Genomic DNA, 18624 nt, shown 5'->3' on the forward strand with positions numbered 1-18624 from the left:
CGGTGTTGGCTTCGCGGGCAAGCCCGCTTCCACGCCACCTCCCTTAGCGCCTGCACAGCTGGCACAATAGCCCCCATGAACACACTTCCCGCCTGCTGCGCCCCGCTCCAGCACCACTGGCCCCTGCCCCGCCCACTCCCCGGCGCGGTGCTGGTCAGTTGCGCCTTCGACCCTGCCCACCTGGCAACCGACGACTTCCAGCGCGCCGGTATCGTGCCCAGCGCCAGCCTGCAGCGCTCAGTCGCCAAGCGCCAGGCCGAGTACCTGGCCGGTCGCGTATGTGCCCGTGCCGCGCTCCAGCGCCTGGACGGACGCGACTACGTCCCCGGCACCCATGAGGACCGCTCGCCGATCTGGCCGGTGGGCATCCACGGCTCGATCACCCATGGCAAGGGCTGGGCCGCCGCCGTGGTCGCCGCCGAGGGCAGTTGCCAAGGCCTGGGGCTGGATCAGGAAGCCTTGCTGGATGACGAACGCGCCGAGCGGCTTATGGGTGAAATCCTTATCCCGGCAGAGCTCGAACGCCTGGACCGCCGCCAGCTTGGGCTAACGGTCACCCTGACGTTCTCGCTGAAGGAAAGCTTGTTCAAGACCCTGTACCCACTGACCCGCCAACGCTTCTACTTCGAACACGCAGAAGTGCTCGACTGGTCCGCGGAAGGGCTGGCGCGCTTGCGCCTGCTCACCGACCTGTCACCGCAGTGGCAGCAAGGCGCAGAGCTGCAAGGCCAGTTCTGCCTGCAGGACGGCCACCTACTGAGCCTGGTCAGCGTCTGACCTTTACAGCGGCGCCTGCTGCCGTGGCCAGTTCAGGCTGAAGCAGGCACCGCCCAACGCCTCGCTGCGGCCCACCGTGGCCCGGCCCGCGTGCCAGTAGATGATCCGCCGTACGATCGACAAGCCCAGGCCATGCCCGCCCGAAGCGCGGGTGCGGCTGTCGTCAAGGCGGGTGAAGGGCGTGAAGATGCGGTCCCAGAAGCCCTCGGGGATCCCCGGGCCGTCATCCTCCACATCGATGCGGCAACGTTGCTGGCCCAGCTGATAGCTCAGGCGCACTTCGCTCTCGGCATGGCGCATGGCATTGCCGACAAGGTTCTGCAGGGCCCGGTGCAAGTAGCGCGGCTCGGCCTCGACCCAGGCGCCTTCGGCATCCGCGCCCTGACACTCGCCGCGCACCACCCGCACCTCGGCACGCAAAGGTGCCAGCTCTTCGATCACCCGATCGAGCAAGGCATCCAGATCGACCCGCTGGAACTTCAAGGCGGGTGCGCCCTGCTCCAGGCGGGCGTAGGTCAGCATCTCGTCGACCAGCTTGTCGAGGTCCTGGATATCCCCGTCCATGCCCGCCAGGTGCTTTGCCCGCACCTGTTCAGTCGTGGCGCTTTCGATCATCTCCAGGCCAAAGCGCAGGCGCGCCACCGGCGTGCGAAGCTCGTGGGACACCGCTCGCACCAGCTCGCGCTGCATGGTCAGCGAGCGCTGCAGGTGCTCGGCCATGCCATTGAAGGCAGCAGCCAGGCGCCCTACCGAGTCGGCGTCGCCGGCCGGCACGCGGGTATCCAGGCTGCCCTGGGCGATGCGCGAGGCAGCAATCTCCAGGCCGGACACACGACGTTCCAGCTGACGCACCAGCAGGTAGACCACCAGGCCAATCAGGCACAGACCCAGGAAGGCAATCAGGATCAGCAACTGCGGCGGGTAAGGGTTGAGCTGGTACAGCGGGCCGATTTCCAGTACCCATGGCGAGCCCGTCAGCCCGGAGAACACCCGGATCGAATCACCATCCTTGCCCAGCGCCATCACCGTGTCGCCCTCCTCCACGCGGCGCCGCTGGTCATCGTCCAGGCTGACCCGCTCGATACGTTGCAAGGCAACGCCAAAGCCGAAGCCTTTTTCCTGCTTGATCTGTGCCAGACGCTGCTGCTGTTCGGCTACCGGGTAGCGCACCAATTCGTCGGCCAATAGATAGAGGGTGGCCCGCGCCAACTGCTCGCTGATCTGTTTGATCTGCGCGACCAGCATCAGGTCTTCCTGGCCCACCTTGCGTAGCACTTGCGCCGCATGCGGGCCAATCTTCTCGACCACCACCAGGCCACGGTACAGGCGCGCCCGCTGGCCACCGTCAAGGCTGCGTGCGCTCATCGGCTGCAGCGCCAACTGCACGCCAAGCAGGCGTTCCCAGATCAGCAGCGAACGCTTGCGTTGGGTTTCATTCTGCATTGCCAGGTTGTCGGCCATCAGGCTGAAGGTGCCCTGGGCCAGGCCCTCGCGGTGCTGGGCAGCGCGCACTTCGTTGACCAGGTGCAGGCTGAGCACGCCAAGCAGGGCCACCAGCACCAGCACGGCCAGCATGCCGCCGTAGATGCGCAGGAAGATCGAGTTGTTCATGGTGCCTCGCCCACGAACAGGTAGCCTTTGCTGCGCAGGGTCTTGATCAACCGCGGCTGAAGCGGGTCATCGCCGATCTTGGGACGGATTTTCGAGATGCGGATATCGATGGAGCGGTCCTGGCCGTCGTAGCCCACGCCACGCAGTGCGGTGAAGATCTGTTCACGGGTCAGCACCCGGCCAGCGTTGCTGGCCAACAGCCAAAGCAGGTCGAATTCGGCGCCGGTCAGCTCGATCAACTGCTCGCCCAGGTGCGCCTCACGCAGTCGGTTGTCGATACGCAGCGCACCGAAGGCCAGGTCCTGGCGCTTGCTGTCCACGGTTTCGCTGCGTCGCAGCAGGGCCTGGATACGTGCCAGCAGCAAGCGTGGGCGCACGGGTTTGCAGACGTAGTCGTCGGCGCCCAGGTCCAGGCCCTGAACCTGGTCGAGTTCATCGCTGCGTGCGGTGAGCATGAGGATCGGCCCCTGGTAATGGCTGCGCACTCGGCGGCAGATGCTCAGGCCGTCCTCACCGGGCAGCATCAGGTCGAGGATGACCAGGTCGGGCTGGCTGTCGATGATGCGCCTCGCGGCACGGGCGCCATCGGCCTCCACCGCGACCTCGAAACCATTGGCCTGCAGGTATTCGGCGGTGAGCTCGGCGAGGCGCTGGTCGTCTTCGACGATGAGGATGCAGGGTATGGGGTGGTTCATGGCTTTGGCCTTGTTGTTCTTGGGATCGTGTCAGGGCAGCTGAGAGTATGAATGTAGATGGGTGGGGTCTGCGAGACCGAGCGCCGCGCGGGCGGCGCTCGATCTACCAGGCACCCCAGATCTTCAGACATGCCCTACCGCCCCCTCGACTGAACCGTTTTTTGTGACAGGGTTCGCGCCCGAAAAAAACTGCCCAAGGGCGTCACGGTGCAGAAAAATACTGCAAACCACTTGGCACAAGGCCTACAGCGAATACCCACCATTCACTCACAAAGTACGCACACGTTATCCACAGGCGATCGCCTTGCAATGCCCCCAATACCGCATTATCTTGTATCCCGATCGCAGCGAACCACTAGATATAGGGGTTCGTGCAAAATCACACACAAAAGTCAACCCGCAAGATCAAGCGATTTTCCGGGCGGAACTTGAAGTGATTTCAGCAGCCAAACCGCTCCTGCGGAGGCGACCGAGGCAAGCCCTTCCAGGGCCTTGTTCGGGCATGGGTGTTGCAGGCCAGGCCTGGCATCCATCAGCAACAGATTTTGGGCTCCGCCCAGAACCTTTGACTTCGGCCAGGGAGCGGCAAGCCATTGCCCCTTATTCCTGAGTCTGTCCCGAAGTCGGTACGCCCGCGCGGGCGGATGCGCATGCATTTCGCATCCCCGCGAGGCCATCGAGCAAGTGGACGGAACGGTGGGCGCCCCCAGGGCGCCTGAACAATATAGAAATTGTGGAGACACCCACCCATGCAAACCGACACAACTCGCGAGAACCCGCAGGCCCAGGTGCCGCAGGCCGCCGATTCCAACCCGGATCTGGCTGCCACCGCCCCCGGCCAACTGCGCGTGATCAAGCGCAACGGCACTGTCGTCCCTTACACCGACGACAAGATCACCGTGGCCATCACCAAGGCGTTCCTCGCAGTTGAAGGCGGTACCGCCGCCGCTTCGTCGCGCATCCACGACACCGTCGCGCGCCTGACCGAGCAGGTTACCGCCACGTTCAAGCGTCGCATGCCATCGGGTGGCACCATCCACATCGAAGAAATCCAGGACCAGGTCGAACTGGCCCTGATGCGCGCCGGCGAGCAGAAAGTTGCCCGCGACTACGTGATCTACCGTGACCAGCGCGCCAAGGAGCGTGCCACCCGCGCCAACACCGACGCCGTGGTCGAACCGCACCCGAGCATCCGCATCACCCTGGCTGACGGCAGCCTGGCGCCGCTCGACATGGCCCGCCTGAACACCATCATCAGCGAAGCCTGCGAAGGCCTGGCCGAAGTCGATGGCGACCTGATCCAGCGCGAAACCCTGAAGAACCTGTACGACGGCGTGGCCATCAAGGACGTCAACACCGCCCTGGTAATGACCGCCCGTACCCTGGTGGAGCGCGAGCCGAACTACTCGTTCGTTACCGCCCGCCTGCTGATGGACACCCTGCGCGCCGAAGGCCTGGGCTTCCTGAATGTAGCCGACAGCGCCACCCACCACGAGATGGCTGACCTGTACGCCAAGGCCCTGCCGGCCTACGTCGCCAAAGGTATCGAGTTCGAGCTGCTGAACCCGGCCCTGGCCGACTTCGACCTGGAAAAACTGGGCAAGGCGATCAACCACGAGCGCGACCAGCAGTTCACCTACCTGGGCCTGCAGACCCTGTACGACCGCTACTTCATCCACAAGGATGGCGTGCGCTTCGAGCTGCCGCAGGTGTTCTTCATGCGTGTGGCCATGGGCCTGGCGCTGGAAGAAAAAGACAAGGAAGCCCGTGCGATCGAGTTCTACAACCTGTTGTCGTCGTTCGACTACATGGCTTCGACCCCGACCCTGTTCAACGCCGGCACCCTGCGCCCGCAGCTGTCCAGCTGCTACCTGACCACCGTGCCGGACGACCTGTCGGGCATCTACCACGCGATCCACGACAACGCCATGCTGTCGAAATTCGCCGGTGGCCTGGGCAACGACTGGACCCCGGTCCGTGCACTGGGCTCGTACATCAAGGGCACCAACGGTAAATCCCAGGGCGTCGTCCCGTTCCTGAAGGTGGTCAACGACACCGCCGTTGCCGTGAACCAGGGTGGCAAGCGCAAAGGCGCTGTATGTGCCTACCTGGAAACCTGGCACCTGGACATCGAAGAATTCATCGAGCTGCGCAAGAACACCGGTGATGACCGCCGTCGTACCCACGACATGAACACCGCCAACTGGATTCCTGACCTGTTCATGAAGCGTGTCTTCGATGACGGCAAGTGGACCCTGTTCTCGCCTTCGGAAGTGCCAGACCTGCACGACCTGACCGGCAAGGCCTTCGAAGAGCGCTACGAGTACTACGAAGCCCTGACCGAGTACAACAAGATCAAGGTGTTCAAGACCGTCCAGGCCAAAGACCTGTGGCGCAAGATGCTGTCGATGCTGTTCGAGACCGGCCACCCATGGCTGACCTTCAAGGACCCGTGCAACCTGCGTTCGCCGCAGCAGCACGTGGGCGTGGTCCACAGCTCGAACCTGTGCACCGAAATCACCTTGAACACCAACAAGGACGAGATCGCGGTCTGCAACCTGGGCTCGATCAACCTGCCGAACCACATCGTCGACGGCAAGCTGGACACCACCAAGCTGCAACGCACCGTGAACACCGCCGTGCGCATGCTCGACAACGTGATCGACATCAACTACTACTCGGTGCCGCAAGCGCGTAACTCGAACTTCAAGCACCGTCCGGTCGGCCTGGGCATCATGGGCTTCCAGGATGCGCTGTACCTGCAGCACATTCCTTACGGCTCCGATGCTGCCGTCGAGTTTGCCGACAAGTCGATGGAAGCGGTCAGCTACTACGCCATCCAGGCTTCTTGCGACCTGGCCGATGAACGCGGCGCCTACGAGACCTTCCAGGGTTCGCTATGGTCCAAGGGCATCCTGCCGCTGGATTCGCAACAGATCCTGATCGAGGCCCGTGGCCAGAAGTACATCGACGTCAACCTGGAAGAAACCCTGGACTGGGCGCCGGTACGTGCCCGCGTACAGAAAGGTATTCGTAACTCGAACATCATGGCCATCGCGCCAACCGCGACCATCGCCAACATCACCGGCGTGTCGCAGTCGATCGAGCCTACCTACCAGAACCTGTACGTGAAGTCGAACCTGTCGGGCGAATTCACCGTGATCAACCCGTACCTGGTTCGCGACCTCAAGGCCCGCGACCTGTGGGACTCGGTCATGATCAACGACCTGAAGTACTACGACGGTTCGGTACAGCAGATCGAGCGTATCCCGCAAGAGCTGAAAGACCTGTACGCCACTGCGTTCGAAGTCGAGACCAAGTGGATTGTCGACGCGGCTTCCCGTCGCCAGAAGTGGATCGACCAGGCTCAGTCGCTGAACCTGTACATCGCGGGTGCATCGGGCAAGAAGCTGGACGTGACCTACCGCATGGCCTGGTACCGTGGCCTGAAAACCACCTACTACCTCCGTGCCCTGGCCGCGACCAGCACCGAGAAGTCGACCATCAACACCGGCAAGCTCAACGCCGTTTCCAGCGGTGGCGACAGCGCCCCGGTCCAGGCAGCCGGCCCAGCGCCAGTGCCAAAGGCCTGCGCGATCGACGAGCCTGACTGCGAAGCCTGCCAGTAAGGCCTGAATGCCGTGCGGGGTGCCTACGGGTGCCCCGCGCGGCATTTTTGTATCCGCGCCTCAGAGAAACCTTGCCCTTTGCCCACTGTTCACGCAGCTCGGTAAAAGAGCAGGACCTCTCAAAAAAGGATGTAAGCCCATGGCGCGGAAAAAACTGGCATCTCGCAAGATTGGTCGCAACGCAGAAACCGGCCGTTTCACCTCGGTGGAACAGGCACGCAAGCACCCCAAGACACACATTGTCGAAACGCTGTACACCCACCGGAGCTAGTGGTGGCTGGCCTCATCGCCGGCAAGCCCGCGGTGAGGCCGACTCCGCCAACACGCCCTCAAGAAACACCATATGATGTGCCCTCAAATTTAAACTGGCACAACATATAGGTTGGCGCTACACTCTCCCCCCGTAGAAGAAGCCACCCGTTTCGTGAACGGACGCACGCCAAACCGGTCAAAAAAGTTACCCCCGCCGGCAACACACGAGCCCCGATCGAAGGTGAATTCCGGTATACTTTGCGCCCTCTGAAAAGAGCACCTATTCAATTGTCCTGGCCCCTCCCAGAGGCCTGGCCAGGTACAAGCCAGAACACATTCAGATGTAAACGAGAGTCAGCCTCTCGAGCTGTCCATTCGCCGTTACGGCCTTGCGTCAGGCATCACATTCTTAAAATCCAACCGGTTGCCCCAGGGCGACCCTCAAGCAGGAGCCAAACCATGCTGAGCTGGGACGAATTCGACAAAGAAGACGGCGAAGTAGCCGCCAAAGGCAACACCCCTGCGCAGGCCGCTGCCGCCGCCACCCTCGACAAGCTCGACAGCGCCGGTGGTGCCGCCGCCCTGGAGGCCCGTGCGGCCACCGCTTCTGACTCCGAAGCCGTCAAACGTGCAAAGGCTGCCCTCGACGCCCTCGACGTTGCCGAAGGCCTGGCCGAGCTGGAAGGCTCCTCGGCCCGCGTTGCAGTAGATGAAAAGCGCATGATCAACTGCCGCGCCGACCTCAACCAGCTGGTACCGTTCAAGTACGACTGGGCCTGGCAGAAGTACCTGGACGGCTGCGCCAACCACTGGATGCCGCAAGAGGTCAACATGACCGCCGACATCGCCCTGTGGAAGAGCCAGGACGGCCTGACCGAAGACGAACGCCGCATCGTCATGCGCAACCTCGGCTTCTTCTCCACCGCCGACTCGCTGGTTGCCAACAACCTGGCTCTGGCCGTGTACCGCCTGATCACCAACCCGGAGTGCCGCCAGTACATCCTGCGCCAGGCCTTCGAAGAGGCGATCCACACCCACGCCTACCAGTACTGCATCGAGTCGCTGGGCATGGATGAAGGCGAGATCTTCAACATGTACCACGAGATCCCGTCGGTCGCCAAGAAAGCCGCCTGGGGCCTGAAGTACACCCGCGCCATCTCCGACCCGGAATTCAACACCGGCACCGTCGAAACCGACAAAGAGCTGCTGCGCAACCTGATCGCCTACTACTGCGTCCTGGAAGGCATCTTCTTCTACTGCGGCTTCACCCAGATCCTGTCCATGGGCCGCCGCAACAAGATGACCGGCGTGGCCGAGCAGTTCCAGTACATCCTGCGTGACGAGTCGATGCACCTGAACTTCGGTATCGACGTTATCAACCAGATCAAGATCGAGAACCCGCACCTGTGGGATGCGGCGATGAAGGAAGAAGCGACCCAGATGATCCTGCAAGGGACCCAGCTGGAGATCGAATACGCCCGAGACACCATGCCACGCGGCGTATTGGGCATGAACGCAGCGATGATGGAGGATTACCTCAAGTTCATCGCCAACCGTCGCCTGACACAGATCGGCCTGAAGGAAGAGTACCCAGGGACTACCAACCCGTTCCCATGGATGAGCGAGATCATGGACTTGAAGAAAGAGAAGAACTTCTTTGAGACGCGTGTGATTGAGTATCAGACGGGTGGTGCGCTGAGCTGGGACTGATTGTCCGGGCTGATTATCGAGAAGGCTGCCGATTGGCAGCCTTTTTTTATGATTTTCCCCAAGGGTCCTGACGTCAGTTACGAAAAGTGACCACAGCAACATTCCCTTCAAATGAAGAGGCCTCGCCCCTGCCGACAGGAGGGGTACGGCACCAGCAAGGATGCCGGGACTGGACATGCCAGTCTACGTGGTCAAGGGCGAGGCCAGATCTGAAGATAGCGCAGGCTCGGGGATAGGGCCACCGCTGTTCCGATTTGATTTGTAACCCTGTCCCCGGTTTGCGGCGCGAGGCAGCCAATGGGGTGGATGGCACGGGCTTTACCCGTGTTCGCGGGCAAGCCCGCTCCTACCAGTAGATCCCGTACGTGCGTGGCATGGTGCAAGGCAGTTGTAGTATGTCTGCAGCGCGTTCAGGGTAGAGCCTCTGCCGCTCAGTTTTTGGCGTCTAGTACCCTATTTGCTCTGCGATCAGCCGTTGACAGCCCTCCTCCCCCTTGCTAATAATCGCCCACAGTTGTACGACAACACATAACAAAAACAACAATCCGTGGACGAACCCATGTCGACACCCATCCCGCTGCACCCGCACCTGTTGCACACCCCTCTTCCCCCGGCCAGCTCGCGTACACCAGCCAGTACGTAGCGCCCGGTTACCGCGCATTCACCTCTGGCCCTGACCGGCCCGATATCTACCCGCCCCTGCCGCAGGCCGCTTGCGCGTGCCCGGTGGACGGGCTGCCACACCCTTAGGGAGCACAACAATAATGAAAATCTGCCACACCCTACCCTTCGCCCTGCTTGGCGCCGGGGTTATCGCCGGCCTGCCGGGCACCAGCCTGGCCGCGGGATTTGTCGAGGACAGCAAGGCCACCCTCGGGCTGCGCAACTTCTACATCAACCGCAACTTCACCAACCCCAGCAACCCGCAAAGCAAGGCCGAGGAGTGGACGCAAAGCTTCATTCTCGATGCCCGCTCGGGATTCACAGAAGGGCCAGTCGGCTTCGGCGTGGATGTGCTGGGGCTGTGGTCGGTCAAGCTCGACGGTGGTGGCGGCACCTATGGCACGGCGTTGCTGCCTCGCCATGACGATGGCCGGCCAGCCGACGATTACGGGCGCCTGGCAGTGGCGGGCAAGGCGCGTATTTCCAAGACCGAACTGAAAATCGGTGAATGGATGCCGGTGCTGCCGATTCTCCGCTCGGATGACGGTCGCTCGTTGCCGCAGACGTTCCGTGGCGGGCAGGTCACGTCCAACGAGATTGCCGGTCTGACCTTGTACGGTGGGCAGTTCCGCGGCAACAGCCCGCGCAACGACGCCAGCATGGAAGACATGAGCTACGGCGGCGGGGTGTCGGACCGTTTCAACTTCGTTGGCGGGGAGTACAAGTTCAACCAGGACCGCACGCTGGTGGGGCTTTGGAATGCGGTGCTGAAGGACGTGTACCAGCAGCAATACCTGCAACTGAGCCACAGCCAGCCGGTGGGTGACTGGACCCTGGGTGCGAACCTGGGCTACTTCCATGGCGACGAGGACGGCTCCGAACGCGCTGGGCAGCTGGACAACAAGACCTACTCGGGGATGTTCTCGGCCAAGTACGGCGGCAGCACCTTCTGGGTGGGGCTGCAGAAAGTCGATGGTGATACCTGGATGCGGGTGAACGGCACCAGTGGCGGGACCTTGGCCAACGACAGCTACAACTCCAGCTTCGACAATGCCAACGAGCGTTCGTGGCAGGTGCGCCATGACTTCAACTTCGTCACCGTCGGGGTACCGGGGCTGACCCTGATGAACCGCTACATCAGCGGGCGCGATGTGCACAGCGGGGGGGTGACCGATGGCAAGGAGTGGGTGCGTGAAACGGAGCTTGCGTATGTGATCCAGAGCGGGGCGTTCAAGGATTTGAGCGTGAAATGGCGTAACTCGTCGATTCGCCGGGATTACAGCAATAACGAGTTTGATGAGAACCGGTTGATCTTCAACTACCCATTGTCGTTGCTCTGATCATGACCTGCGGATTTACCCGCGAATACGGTGGCGGCGGAGACGGTGAGCGGCGGGTGGAGATTGGCCAGCAGGGCCGGCCTCTTCGCGGGTAAACCCGCTCCTACACGACGGTCTGCGCCCAACCACCGACCTGTGTCCACCATTGATCAGGTGTAGGAGCGGGTTTACCCGCGAATGCGGTGGCGGCGGAGACGGTGAACGGCGGGTGGAGATTGGCCAGCAGGACCGGCCTCTTCGCGGGTAAACCCGCTCCTACGGGCGACCGCGCAGGCCTTTCGCCCTTTCTTACCCGCGACAAGGCCGGCAAAAGCCGCCCAAGCCTCATTGACAACACACTGAACCACCGCCAATAATCACTCAAGTCATACGACAACCTACAACAACTAACAACAAGAGCCGGCCATGACCACTACCCCCTTCAATCGCCTGCTGCTCACCGGAGCCGCAGGCGGCCTGGGCAAGGTCCTTCGCGAACGCCTGAAAGGCTACGCCGAGGTCCTGCGCCTTTCCGACATCAGCCCCATGGCGCCTGCTGCTGGCCCGCATGAGGAAGTCATCACCTGTGACCTGGCCGACAAGGCTGCGGTGCATGCCCTGGTCGAGGGCGTCGACGCCATCATCCACTTTGGCGGGGTTTCTACCGAACACGCCTTCGAAGAGATTCTCGGCCCCAATATCTGCGGCGTGTTCCACGTGTACGAGGCGGCGCGCAAGCACGGGGTCAAGCGCATCATCTTCGCCAGCTCCAACCACACCATCGGTTTCTATCGCCAGGATGAGCGCATCGACGCTCACGCGCCGCGCCGTCCCGACAGCTATTACGGGCTGTCCAAGTGCTACGGCGAAGATGTGGCCAGCTTCTACTTTGACCGCTACAGCATCGAGACCGTCAGCATTCGCATCGGCTCGTCGTTCCCCCAGCCACAGAACCTGCGCATGCTCTGCACCTGGCTCAGTTACGACGACCTGGTGCAGTTGATCGAACGCGGGCTGTTCACCCCCGGGGTTGGCCACACCATCGTCTACGGCGCCTCCGACAATCGCACCGTGTGGTGGGACAACCGCCATGCCGCGCACCTGGGCTATGTACCCAAGGACAGCTCCGAAACCTTCCGCGCTGCCGTGGAGGCCCAACCGGCACCCGCCGCCGATGACCCGAGCATGGTCTACCAGGGCGGCGCTTTCGCCGTGGCCGGCCCGTTCAACTGACCCCTCGCCAGGAGGCACGGCCATGAACTGCGAACTGATCGTCGACGCCCGCAACGGTACCGGCGAAAGCCCTGTGTGGCACCCCAGTGAACAGGCCCTGTACTGGGTAGACATTCCCGCTCGCCAATTGCATCGCTGGCAAGCAGCCGATGGCAAACACCAGTGCTGGCAGGGCGACGAGATGCTGGCCTGCATCGCCCGCAGCGGTCAGGGCTGGGTTGCGGGTATGGAAAGCGGCATCTTCCAGCTCCAGGCCAAGGCGGACGGCAGCCTGGACAGTCGGCTGCTCAGCAACGTGCAGCACGCCCAGGCCGGCATGCGCTTCAACGATGGCCGCTGCGACCGTCAGGGCCGCTTCTGGGCCGGGACCATGCTGCTGGACATGCAGCAAGGTGCCCACGTGGGCGCGCTGTACCGGCATGACGGCGAAGGCCAGCTGTACCTGCAACAGGACGGCATGATCGTGCCCAACGGCCTGGCGTTCAGCCCCGACGGCAAGCGCATGTACCTGTCCGACTCGCACCCCAACGTGCAGAAGGTATGGGCTTTCGACTACGACATCGACAGCGGTACACCGCACGGCAAGCAGCTGTTCGTCGACATGCGCAATTACCCCGGCCGCCCGGATGGCGCCGCCATCGACCAGGACGGCTGCTACTGGATCTGCGGCAACGACGCCGGGCAGATCCACCGTTTTACCCCCGACGGTCGCCTCGACCGATCACTCAGCGTGCCGGTGAAAAAGCCGGCAATGTGCGCCTTTGGCGGCGCCAGCCTGGACATTCTGTACGTCACCTCGATCCGCCCCACGGGCATCGACCTCAGCGACCAGCCCCTGGCTGGCGGGGTATTTGCTCTCGATCCTGGCACCAAGGGCCTGGAGGAACCTGCCTACCGGGGCTGACGCCCCTTGCCACACCCACACTTGCACCCACGAAACCAGATAATAAAAACCACGGAGTTTCATCATGACGTTCAAACGCAAGCTGCTTCTTGCCGTACTCCCGTTCGCCTTCAGCGTGGCCATGCCCGCCTCGGCACTGGATATCAAGTTCGCCGAGATTCACCCGGCCGGGTATCCGACCGTGGTCGCCGAACAGAACATGGGTAAAAAGCTGGAAGATGCCAGCAATGGCGAAATCACCTTCAAGATGTTCGCCGGCGGCGTTCTGGGCTCTGAGAAGGAAGTGATCGAACAGGCACAGATCGGGGCCGTGCAAATGACCCGTGTCAGCTTAGGGATCGTCGGCCCGGTCGTACCGGATGTGAACGTATTCAACATGCCGTTCGTGTTCCGCGACCATGATCACATGCGCAAGATCATCGACGGCGAGATCGGCCAGGAAATCCTCGACAAGATCACCAATTCCGATTTCAACCTGGTGGCCCTGGCCTGGATGGATGGCGGCTCGCGCAGCATCTACACGAAAAAGCCGGTGCGCAGCCTGGAAGACCTCAAGGGCATGAAGATTCGCGTACAAGGCAACCCGCTGTTCATCGACATGATGAATGCCATGGGCGGCAACGGCATCGCCATGGACACTGGGGAAATCTTCAGTGCCCTGCAAACCGGCGTGATCGACGGCGCCGAGAACAACCCGCCGACCTTGCTTGAGCACAACCATTTCCAGAGCGCCAAGTACTACACCCTGACCGGCCACCTGATCCTGCCGGAGCCGGTGGTGATGTCCAAGACCACCTGGAACAAGCTCAGTCCGGAACAGCAGGCGTTGGTGAAAAAGGTCGCGCGCGAAGCACAGATGGAAGAACGCGCGCTGTGGGACGCCAAGTCTGCCGCCAGCGAAGAGAAGCTCAAGGCCGCCGGTGTCGAGTTCATAACCGTCGACAAGAAGCCGTTCTATGACGCCACCGCCTCGGTACGCGAGAAGTACGGCGCGCAGTACGCCGATCTGATGAAGCGTATCGACGCCGTCCAGTAATACCAGCCCCTTCCAAGACGACCTCGGCAGTGCGGCCGCCGCCGCCCTGCCGCTTTGGTGATGCCTATGAAATCGCTTTTCCTGAGCGTGAACGACACGCTGTACCGCAGTTGCATCTGGATCGCGGGCCTGTCGATCCTGGCCATGACGCTGATCATCCCGTGGGGCATCTTCGCCCGCTACGTGCTGGGCACCGGCTCCAGCTGGCCAGAGCCAGTCTCGATCCTGCTGATGGTGGTATTCACCTTCGTTGGTGCCGCCGCCAGCTATCGCGCCGGGGCGCATATGGCGGTGGGGATGATTACCGACCGGTTGCCGCCGCTGCAGCGCCAGCTGGTCGCCCTGCTGGTACAACTGCTGATGATCGTGGTGTGCGTGTTCATGACCTATTACGGCACCCGGCTGTGCATCACCACCTGGAACCAGTCGCTGGCCTCGCTGCCCGGGGTGCGGGTCGGCATGACTTACGCGCCGATCCCGGTCGGCGGCGTGCTGACGCTGGTGTTCGTCCTGGAAAAACTCCTGCTGGGCGATCAGAGCAACCGCAAGGTCGTGCGCTTTGATCTGGTCGAAGAAAACGAAGGAGCTGCGTAAATGGAAGCGTTCATTCTGTTGGGCAGTTTCATCGTGCTGATTCTGATCGGCATGCCGGTAGCCTACGCTCTGGGCCTGTCGGCACTTATCGGCGCCTGGTGGATCGACATCCCGCTGCAGGCGATGATGATCCAGGTGGCCAGTGGGGTTAACAAGTTCTCGCTGCTGGCAATTCCATTCTTCGTGCTGGCCGGCGCGATCATGGCCGAAGGCGGCATGTCGCGTCGGCTGGTGGCCTTTGCCGGGGTGCTGGTGGGCTTCGTGCGTGGCGGGCTGTCGCTGGTCAACATCATGGCCTCGACCTTCTTTGGCGCGATTTCCGGCTCGTCGGTAGCCGATACCGCCTCGGTGGGCTCGGTGCTGATCCCGGAGATGGAACGCAAGGGTTACCCGCGCGAGTTCTCCACCGCCGTAACCGTCAGCGGTTCGGTGCAGGCGTTGCTGACCCCGCCTAGCCACAACTCGGTGCTGTACTCGCTGGCGGCGGGCGGTACGGTGTCGATCGCCTCGCTGTTCATGGCGGGGGTGATGCCCGGCCTGCTGCTGAGCGCGGTGATGATGGGCCTGTGCCTGTTGTTCGCCAAGAAGCGCAACTACCCCAAGGGCGAAGTGATCCCGCTGCGCCAGGCGCTGAAAATTGCCGGTGAGGCGCTGTGGGGCCTGATGGCCATGGTCATCATACTCGGCGGTATCCTGTCGGGGGTGTTCACCGCCACCGAATCGGCAGCCGTGGCGGTGGTGTGGTCGTTCTTCGTGACCATGTTCATCTACCGCGACTACAAATGGCGCGACCTGCCCAAGCTGATGCACCGCACAGTACGGACCATCTCCATCGTGATGATCCTGATCGGCTTTGCCGCCAGCTTCGGCTACGTGATGACGCTGATGCAGATCCCGTCGAAGATCACCACGGCGTTCCTGACCCTGTCGGACAACCGCTACGTGATCCTGATGTGCATCAACTTCATGCTGATGCTGCTGGGCACGGTGATGGACATGGCGCCGCTGATCCTGATCCTTACGCCGATCCTGCTGCCGGTGATTACCGGTATCGGCGTGGACCCGGTGCACTTTGGCATGATCATGTTGGTGAACCTGGGTATCGGGCTGATCACCCCGCCGGTGGGAGCGGTGTTGTTTGTCGGCTCGGCCATCGGCAAGGTGAGTATCGAGTCGACGGTGAAGGCGCTGATGCCGTTCTACCTGGCGCTGTTCCTGGTGCTCATGGCAGTGACTTACATTCCAGCGATCTCGCTGTGGCTGCCTAGCGTGGTGCTGTAATTATGACCGGGGGCCGCTTGGCGGCCCCTGGGCTCTTGCAAATGGATCCTGCACATGGCTGTCCCCTCCTCGGCTGTACCGCTTTTCCCCCGCAAACTGGCCATCGCCTTGCTCGCCCTGCTGGCCTGTTCATTCGCCGGCAACCACATCGCCGCGCGCATCGCCTTCGATGACGGCACCGGCGTGCTGCTGGCCATCCTCTGCCGCTCTGGCATCACCTTCCTGGTACTGGCCGGGCTGCTGCTGTGGCAAGGCCAGGCCCTGGCCCTGCCCGCTGGTGCGCGCCGGTGGCAGCTGCTGCTCGGCCTGCTGATTGCCACCCAGAGCCTGTGCCTGTACTCGGCGGTGGCGCGTATTCCAGTGGCTTTGGCGCTGCTGGTGGGCAACACCTTCCCGATGCTGCTGGCGCTGCTCACCTGGGCGCTGGGCGGCGCACGCCCCACGGGCCGCACCGTGCTGTTCATGGGCCTGATCCTGTGCGGCCTGGTGCTGGCGCTGGATGTGCCGGCACGCCTGGCCGACAGCGCTGCGGCCAACCCGCACTGGGTGCCAGGGGTCAGCCTGGCCTTCGGCGCCGCCTGTGCCTTTGCCTGCGCCTTGTGGATCACCGACCATAAACTGGCCAGCGTGCGCGGCCCCGTGCGCAGCCTGCTGACTTTACTGATCGTGTTCTCCAGCATGTTGGTTGCAGGCGCAAGCGGCGTGATGCCGTCCGGTTTGTCACTGCCAGGCAGCAGCAGTGGCTGGGCGGCCTTGGCCAGCCTGGTAGTGCTGTATGGCTTGGCCTTCACCTTGCTGTTCGTTTGTGTGCCAAGGCTGAACATGGCGCAGAACGCACCCGTGATGAACGTCGAACCCATCGCCACGCTACTGCTGGGCTGGGCCTTGCTCGACCAGCAACTCGGCACCCTGCAATTACTCGGCGGCGCGGTGGTGGTGTGCGGCATCGTGCTGCTCACCTACCGTCGGGCCAATTGATCATTCATTTAAATGGAGCCTTGAATGTCTTTGACCGAACTGCGCCTGCAGGACCGCCTGACCCGCCTGAGCCTGGCTCCGGAGTTGGGCGCCAGCCTGGTCAACTGGGAAGTGAAAGCGACCGGGCAAGCGCTGCTGCGCCATTCCGACCTGGCCGCACTGGAAAGTGGTACGCCACGACGCCTCGCCTGCTACCCACTGGCGCCTTGGTCCAACCGCATTGGCGAGGGTGGCTTTGCCCGACCCGAGGGGTGGCAGGCACTGGCACCCAATACCGGGCATGACCCTTACCCGATCCATGGCAGTGCCTGGCAGCAGGCCTGGCAGGTGGAGCATCACAGTGAACGGCGAGCACGGCTGACGCTAGACAGTGCTGTGCCGTTTGCTTACCGGGCCACGCTGGATGTGCATCTGCATGAGGGGTGCCTGAACCTGGACCTGCATGTAACCCATCTGGATGAGTCGGCCAACTGGTACGGGTTGGGGCTGCACCCTTACTTTCCGCGGTATCCCGATACCAAGTTGTACGCATCGGCGCGCAAGGTGTGGCTGGCCGAGAATGGGCGGTTGCCTTCGTACCAGGCCGAGGTGCCGGAGCAATGGCGTTTCAATGCCATGGAGCGTTTGCCTGAGACGGTGGTTGATCACGCCTTCAGTGGCTGGCCAGGGGAGTGTGTGATCGAACAGCCCAGCGCGGGTTATCGATTGGCGTGCAGTGCCAATGGGGCCGAACACTTCTTGCTGTATTGCCCGCAGGGGCAAGGTTTTTTCTGCTTTGAGCCTGTTAGCCACCCCATCAATGCGCACCACCTGCCAGGGCGACCAGGGTTGCGGTTGCTGCACCGGGGGGAGGCAATGAACCTGGGGTTCAGGATGCAGTATCGGGCGTTGTGAGCGGGTTGCCTGAAAAAGGGCCGGCACGATATCGAACATTGTCTGGCATCCTTTTCGACCCGCTGTACGACGTTAATCCAGCTGCTGATCGCGCAATCCTTGCGCCAGCATGTCGATAAAGGCCCTGACCTTGGCCGACCCGTACTTGCTTTCGCGGTGCAGCACATGAATGGGCCAGGGCGCCTCTTCGTACTCGGCCAGCAGCACCTGTAACTGCCCGCTGGCCAGTTCGTCTGCCACCTGGTACGACAGCAGCCGGGCAATCCCCAGCCCGCCGCTGGCAGCTGCGATTGCCCCGTCATTGCTGGTGACCGTCAGCCGCGGCTTCATGCGCACCAAGGTCGGCTCGTCGGTCACTCCGAAGCGCCAACCCGCACGTGGCGACAGATTGGTGGTGCCGATTATCGCATGCCCGGCCAGGTCCGACGGATGCTTCGGCACACCATGGCGCGCCAGGTAGTCGGGCGAGGCACACAACATGCGCCGCACCCTGCCCACCCGCAGCGCCTTCAACCCGGAGTCGGGCAACGGCCCGATGCGCACGGCCACGTCCATGCCCTCCTCGACCATGTTCACCACGCGGTCGAGAAAGAACGCGGAAACGTCGACTTCCGGGTACTGCTGCAGGTAACGGACGATGCACGGCATTACGAACTTCTTGCCGAACAGGATCGGCGCGGTCACTGCCAGGTCGCCCCTGGGAGTCGCATTGATGCCGGCAGCGGCTTCGTTGGCCTCGTGGATACTGGCGAGGATGTGCCGGGTGTCTTCCAGATAGCGGCCGCCGGCCTCGGTCAGACGCACGCTGCGAGTCGTGCGCAGCAACAGCTTGACCCCGAGCTGCTCTTCCAGGGCGCTGACGGCGCGGGTGACGGCGGCCGCAGAAATGTCCAGACGGCGGGCAGCCGCGGCGAAGCTTTCCAGCTCGCCGACAGCGACGAATACCTTCATCAGGTGGATCTGGTCCATGCGGGCTCCTGAAAGTTAAGAGGCGTGGGGATTATCTTTCATCTGGATGCGTGGTGTTAGCTGTACCGGCCTCTTCGCG

15 protein-coding genes are annotated in these 18624 nt (G+C 62.5%); 12 read left to right on the top strand and 3 right to left on the bottom strand.

All coding sequences use genetic code 11. From position 1 onward, the window contains the following. The first annotated feature begins 75 nt into the window (after positions 1–75). A complete protein-coding gene (locus tag ACF8FG_RS13990; protein WP_019438842.1) occupies positions 76–777 on the top strand; it encodes a 4'-phosphopantetheinyl transferase in 702 nt (233 codons plus the stop codon). Between the two features lie 3 nt (positions 778–780). On the opposite strand, the gene ACF8FG_RS13995 is transcribed toward ACF8FG_RS13990, so the two are convergent. Both ACF8FG_RS13995 and ACF8FG_RS14000 read right to left on the bottom strand, forming a co-directional pair. After that, the gene (locus tag ACF8FG_RS13995) at positions 781–2388 is read right to left on the bottom strand and encodes an ATP-binding protein (RefSeq protein ID WP_019438843.1); all 1608 of its coding nucleotides are present in this window, start codon (positions 2386–2388) and stop codon (positions 781–783) included. Continuing rightward, on the bottom strand, positions 2385–3083 hold the full coding sequence (locus tag ACF8FG_RS14000; RefSeq protein ID WP_014589977.1) for a response regulator transcription factor: 699 nt from the start codon (positions 3081–3083) through the stop codon (positions 2385–2387). Before ACF8FG_RS14000 ends, ACF8FG_RS13995 begins: the two co-directional genes overlap by 4 nt. A gap of 749 nt (positions 3084–3832) precedes the next feature. Here ACF8FG_RS14000 and ACF8FG_RS14005 point away from each other — a divergent pair. The 11 genes from ACF8FG_RS14005 (at position 3833) to ACF8FG_RS14055 (ending at position 17576) form a co-directional block, all read left to right on the top strand. Next, positions 3833–6712: a ribonucleoside-diphosphate reductase subunit alpha gene (locus ACF8FG_RS14005; RefSeq protein WP_014589975.1), complete on the top strand. Its 2880-nt coding sequence runs from the start codon at positions 3833–3835 to the stop codon at positions 6710–6712. Between the two features lie 139 nt (positions 6713–6851). Further along, positions 6852–6983, top strand: coding sequence for a hypothetical protein (locus tag ACF8FG_RS14010; protein ID WP_003254821.1), 132 nt, complete (start codon positions 6852–6854; stop codon positions 6981–6983). 440 nt (positions 6984–7423) lie between these two features. Continuing rightward, complete coding sequence (locus ACF8FG_RS14015; protein ID WP_003254823.1) at positions 7424–8674, top strand: ribonucleotide-diphosphate reductase subunit beta; 1251 nt, start codon at positions 7424–7426, stop codon at positions 8672–8674. Between the two features lie 764 nt (positions 8675–9438). Next, entirely contained in the window at positions 9439–10677 is a 1239-nt protein-coding gene (locus tag ACF8FG_RS14020; protein WP_014589974.1) for an OprD family porin, read from the top strand. 405 nt (positions 10678–11082) lie between these two features. Continuing rightward, complete coding sequence (locus tag ACF8FG_RS14025) at positions 11083–11889, top strand: NAD(P)-dependent oxidoreductase (RefSeq protein ID WP_014589973.1); 807 nt, start codon at positions 11083–11085, stop codon at positions 11887–11889. Between the two features lie 22 nt (positions 11890–11911). Beyond that, entirely contained in the window at positions 11912–12793 is an 882-nt protein-coding gene (locus ACF8FG_RS14030) for an SMP-30/gluconolactonase/LRE family protein (RefSeq protein WP_014589972.1), read from the top strand. Between the two features lie 64 nt (positions 12794–12857). Further along, on the top strand, positions 12858–13829 hold the full coding sequence (locus tag ACF8FG_RS14035) for a TRAP transporter substrate-binding protein (RefSeq protein ID WP_010952323.1): 972 nt from the start codon (positions 12858–12860) through the stop codon (positions 13827–13829). Positions 13830–13895: 66 nt separating this feature from the next. After that, a complete protein-coding gene (locus ACF8FG_RS14040) occupies positions 13896–14423 on the top strand; it encodes a TRAP transporter small permease (protein WP_003254832.1) in 528 nt (175 codons plus the stop codon). Continuing rightward, on the top strand, positions 14424–15704 hold the full coding sequence (locus tag ACF8FG_RS14045; RefSeq protein ID WP_014589970.1) for a TRAP transporter large permease: 1281 nt from the start codon (positions 14424–14426) through the stop codon (positions 15702–15704). It begins immediately after the preceding gene. Positions 15705–15758: 54 nt separating this feature from the next. Next, on the top strand, positions 15759–16682 hold the full coding sequence (locus ACF8FG_RS14050) for an EamA family transporter (RefSeq protein WP_014589969.1): 924 nt from the start codon (positions 15759–15761) through the stop codon (positions 16680–16682). 24 nt (positions 16683–16706) lie between these two features. Beyond that, positions 16707–17576, top strand: a complete 870-nt coding sequence (locus ACF8FG_RS14055) for an aldose 1-epimerase (RefSeq protein ID WP_019438847.1) — start codon at positions 16707–16709, stop codon at positions 17574–17576. A 72-nt stretch (positions 17577–17648) separates the two neighbouring features. Here the strand turns inward: ACF8FG_RS14055 and ACF8FG_RS14060 are convergent, their stop codons facing one another. Further along, positions 17649–18545 carry a LysR family transcriptional regulator gene (locus tag ACF8FG_RS14060; RefSeq protein ID WP_014589967.1) on the bottom strand — a complete coding sequence of 299 codons (897 nt, stop codon included), beginning with the start codon at positions 18543–18545 and terminating at the stop codon, positions 17649–17651. Between the last annotated feature and the right edge of the window lie 79 nt (positions 18546–18624).

The sequence above is a fragment of the Pseudomonas sp. YQ_6 genome (assembly GCF_043103245.1).
Lineage (GTDB): Bacteria > Pseudomonadota > Gammaproteobacteria > Pseudomonadales > Pseudomonadaceae > Aquipseudomonas > Aquipseudomonas alloputida.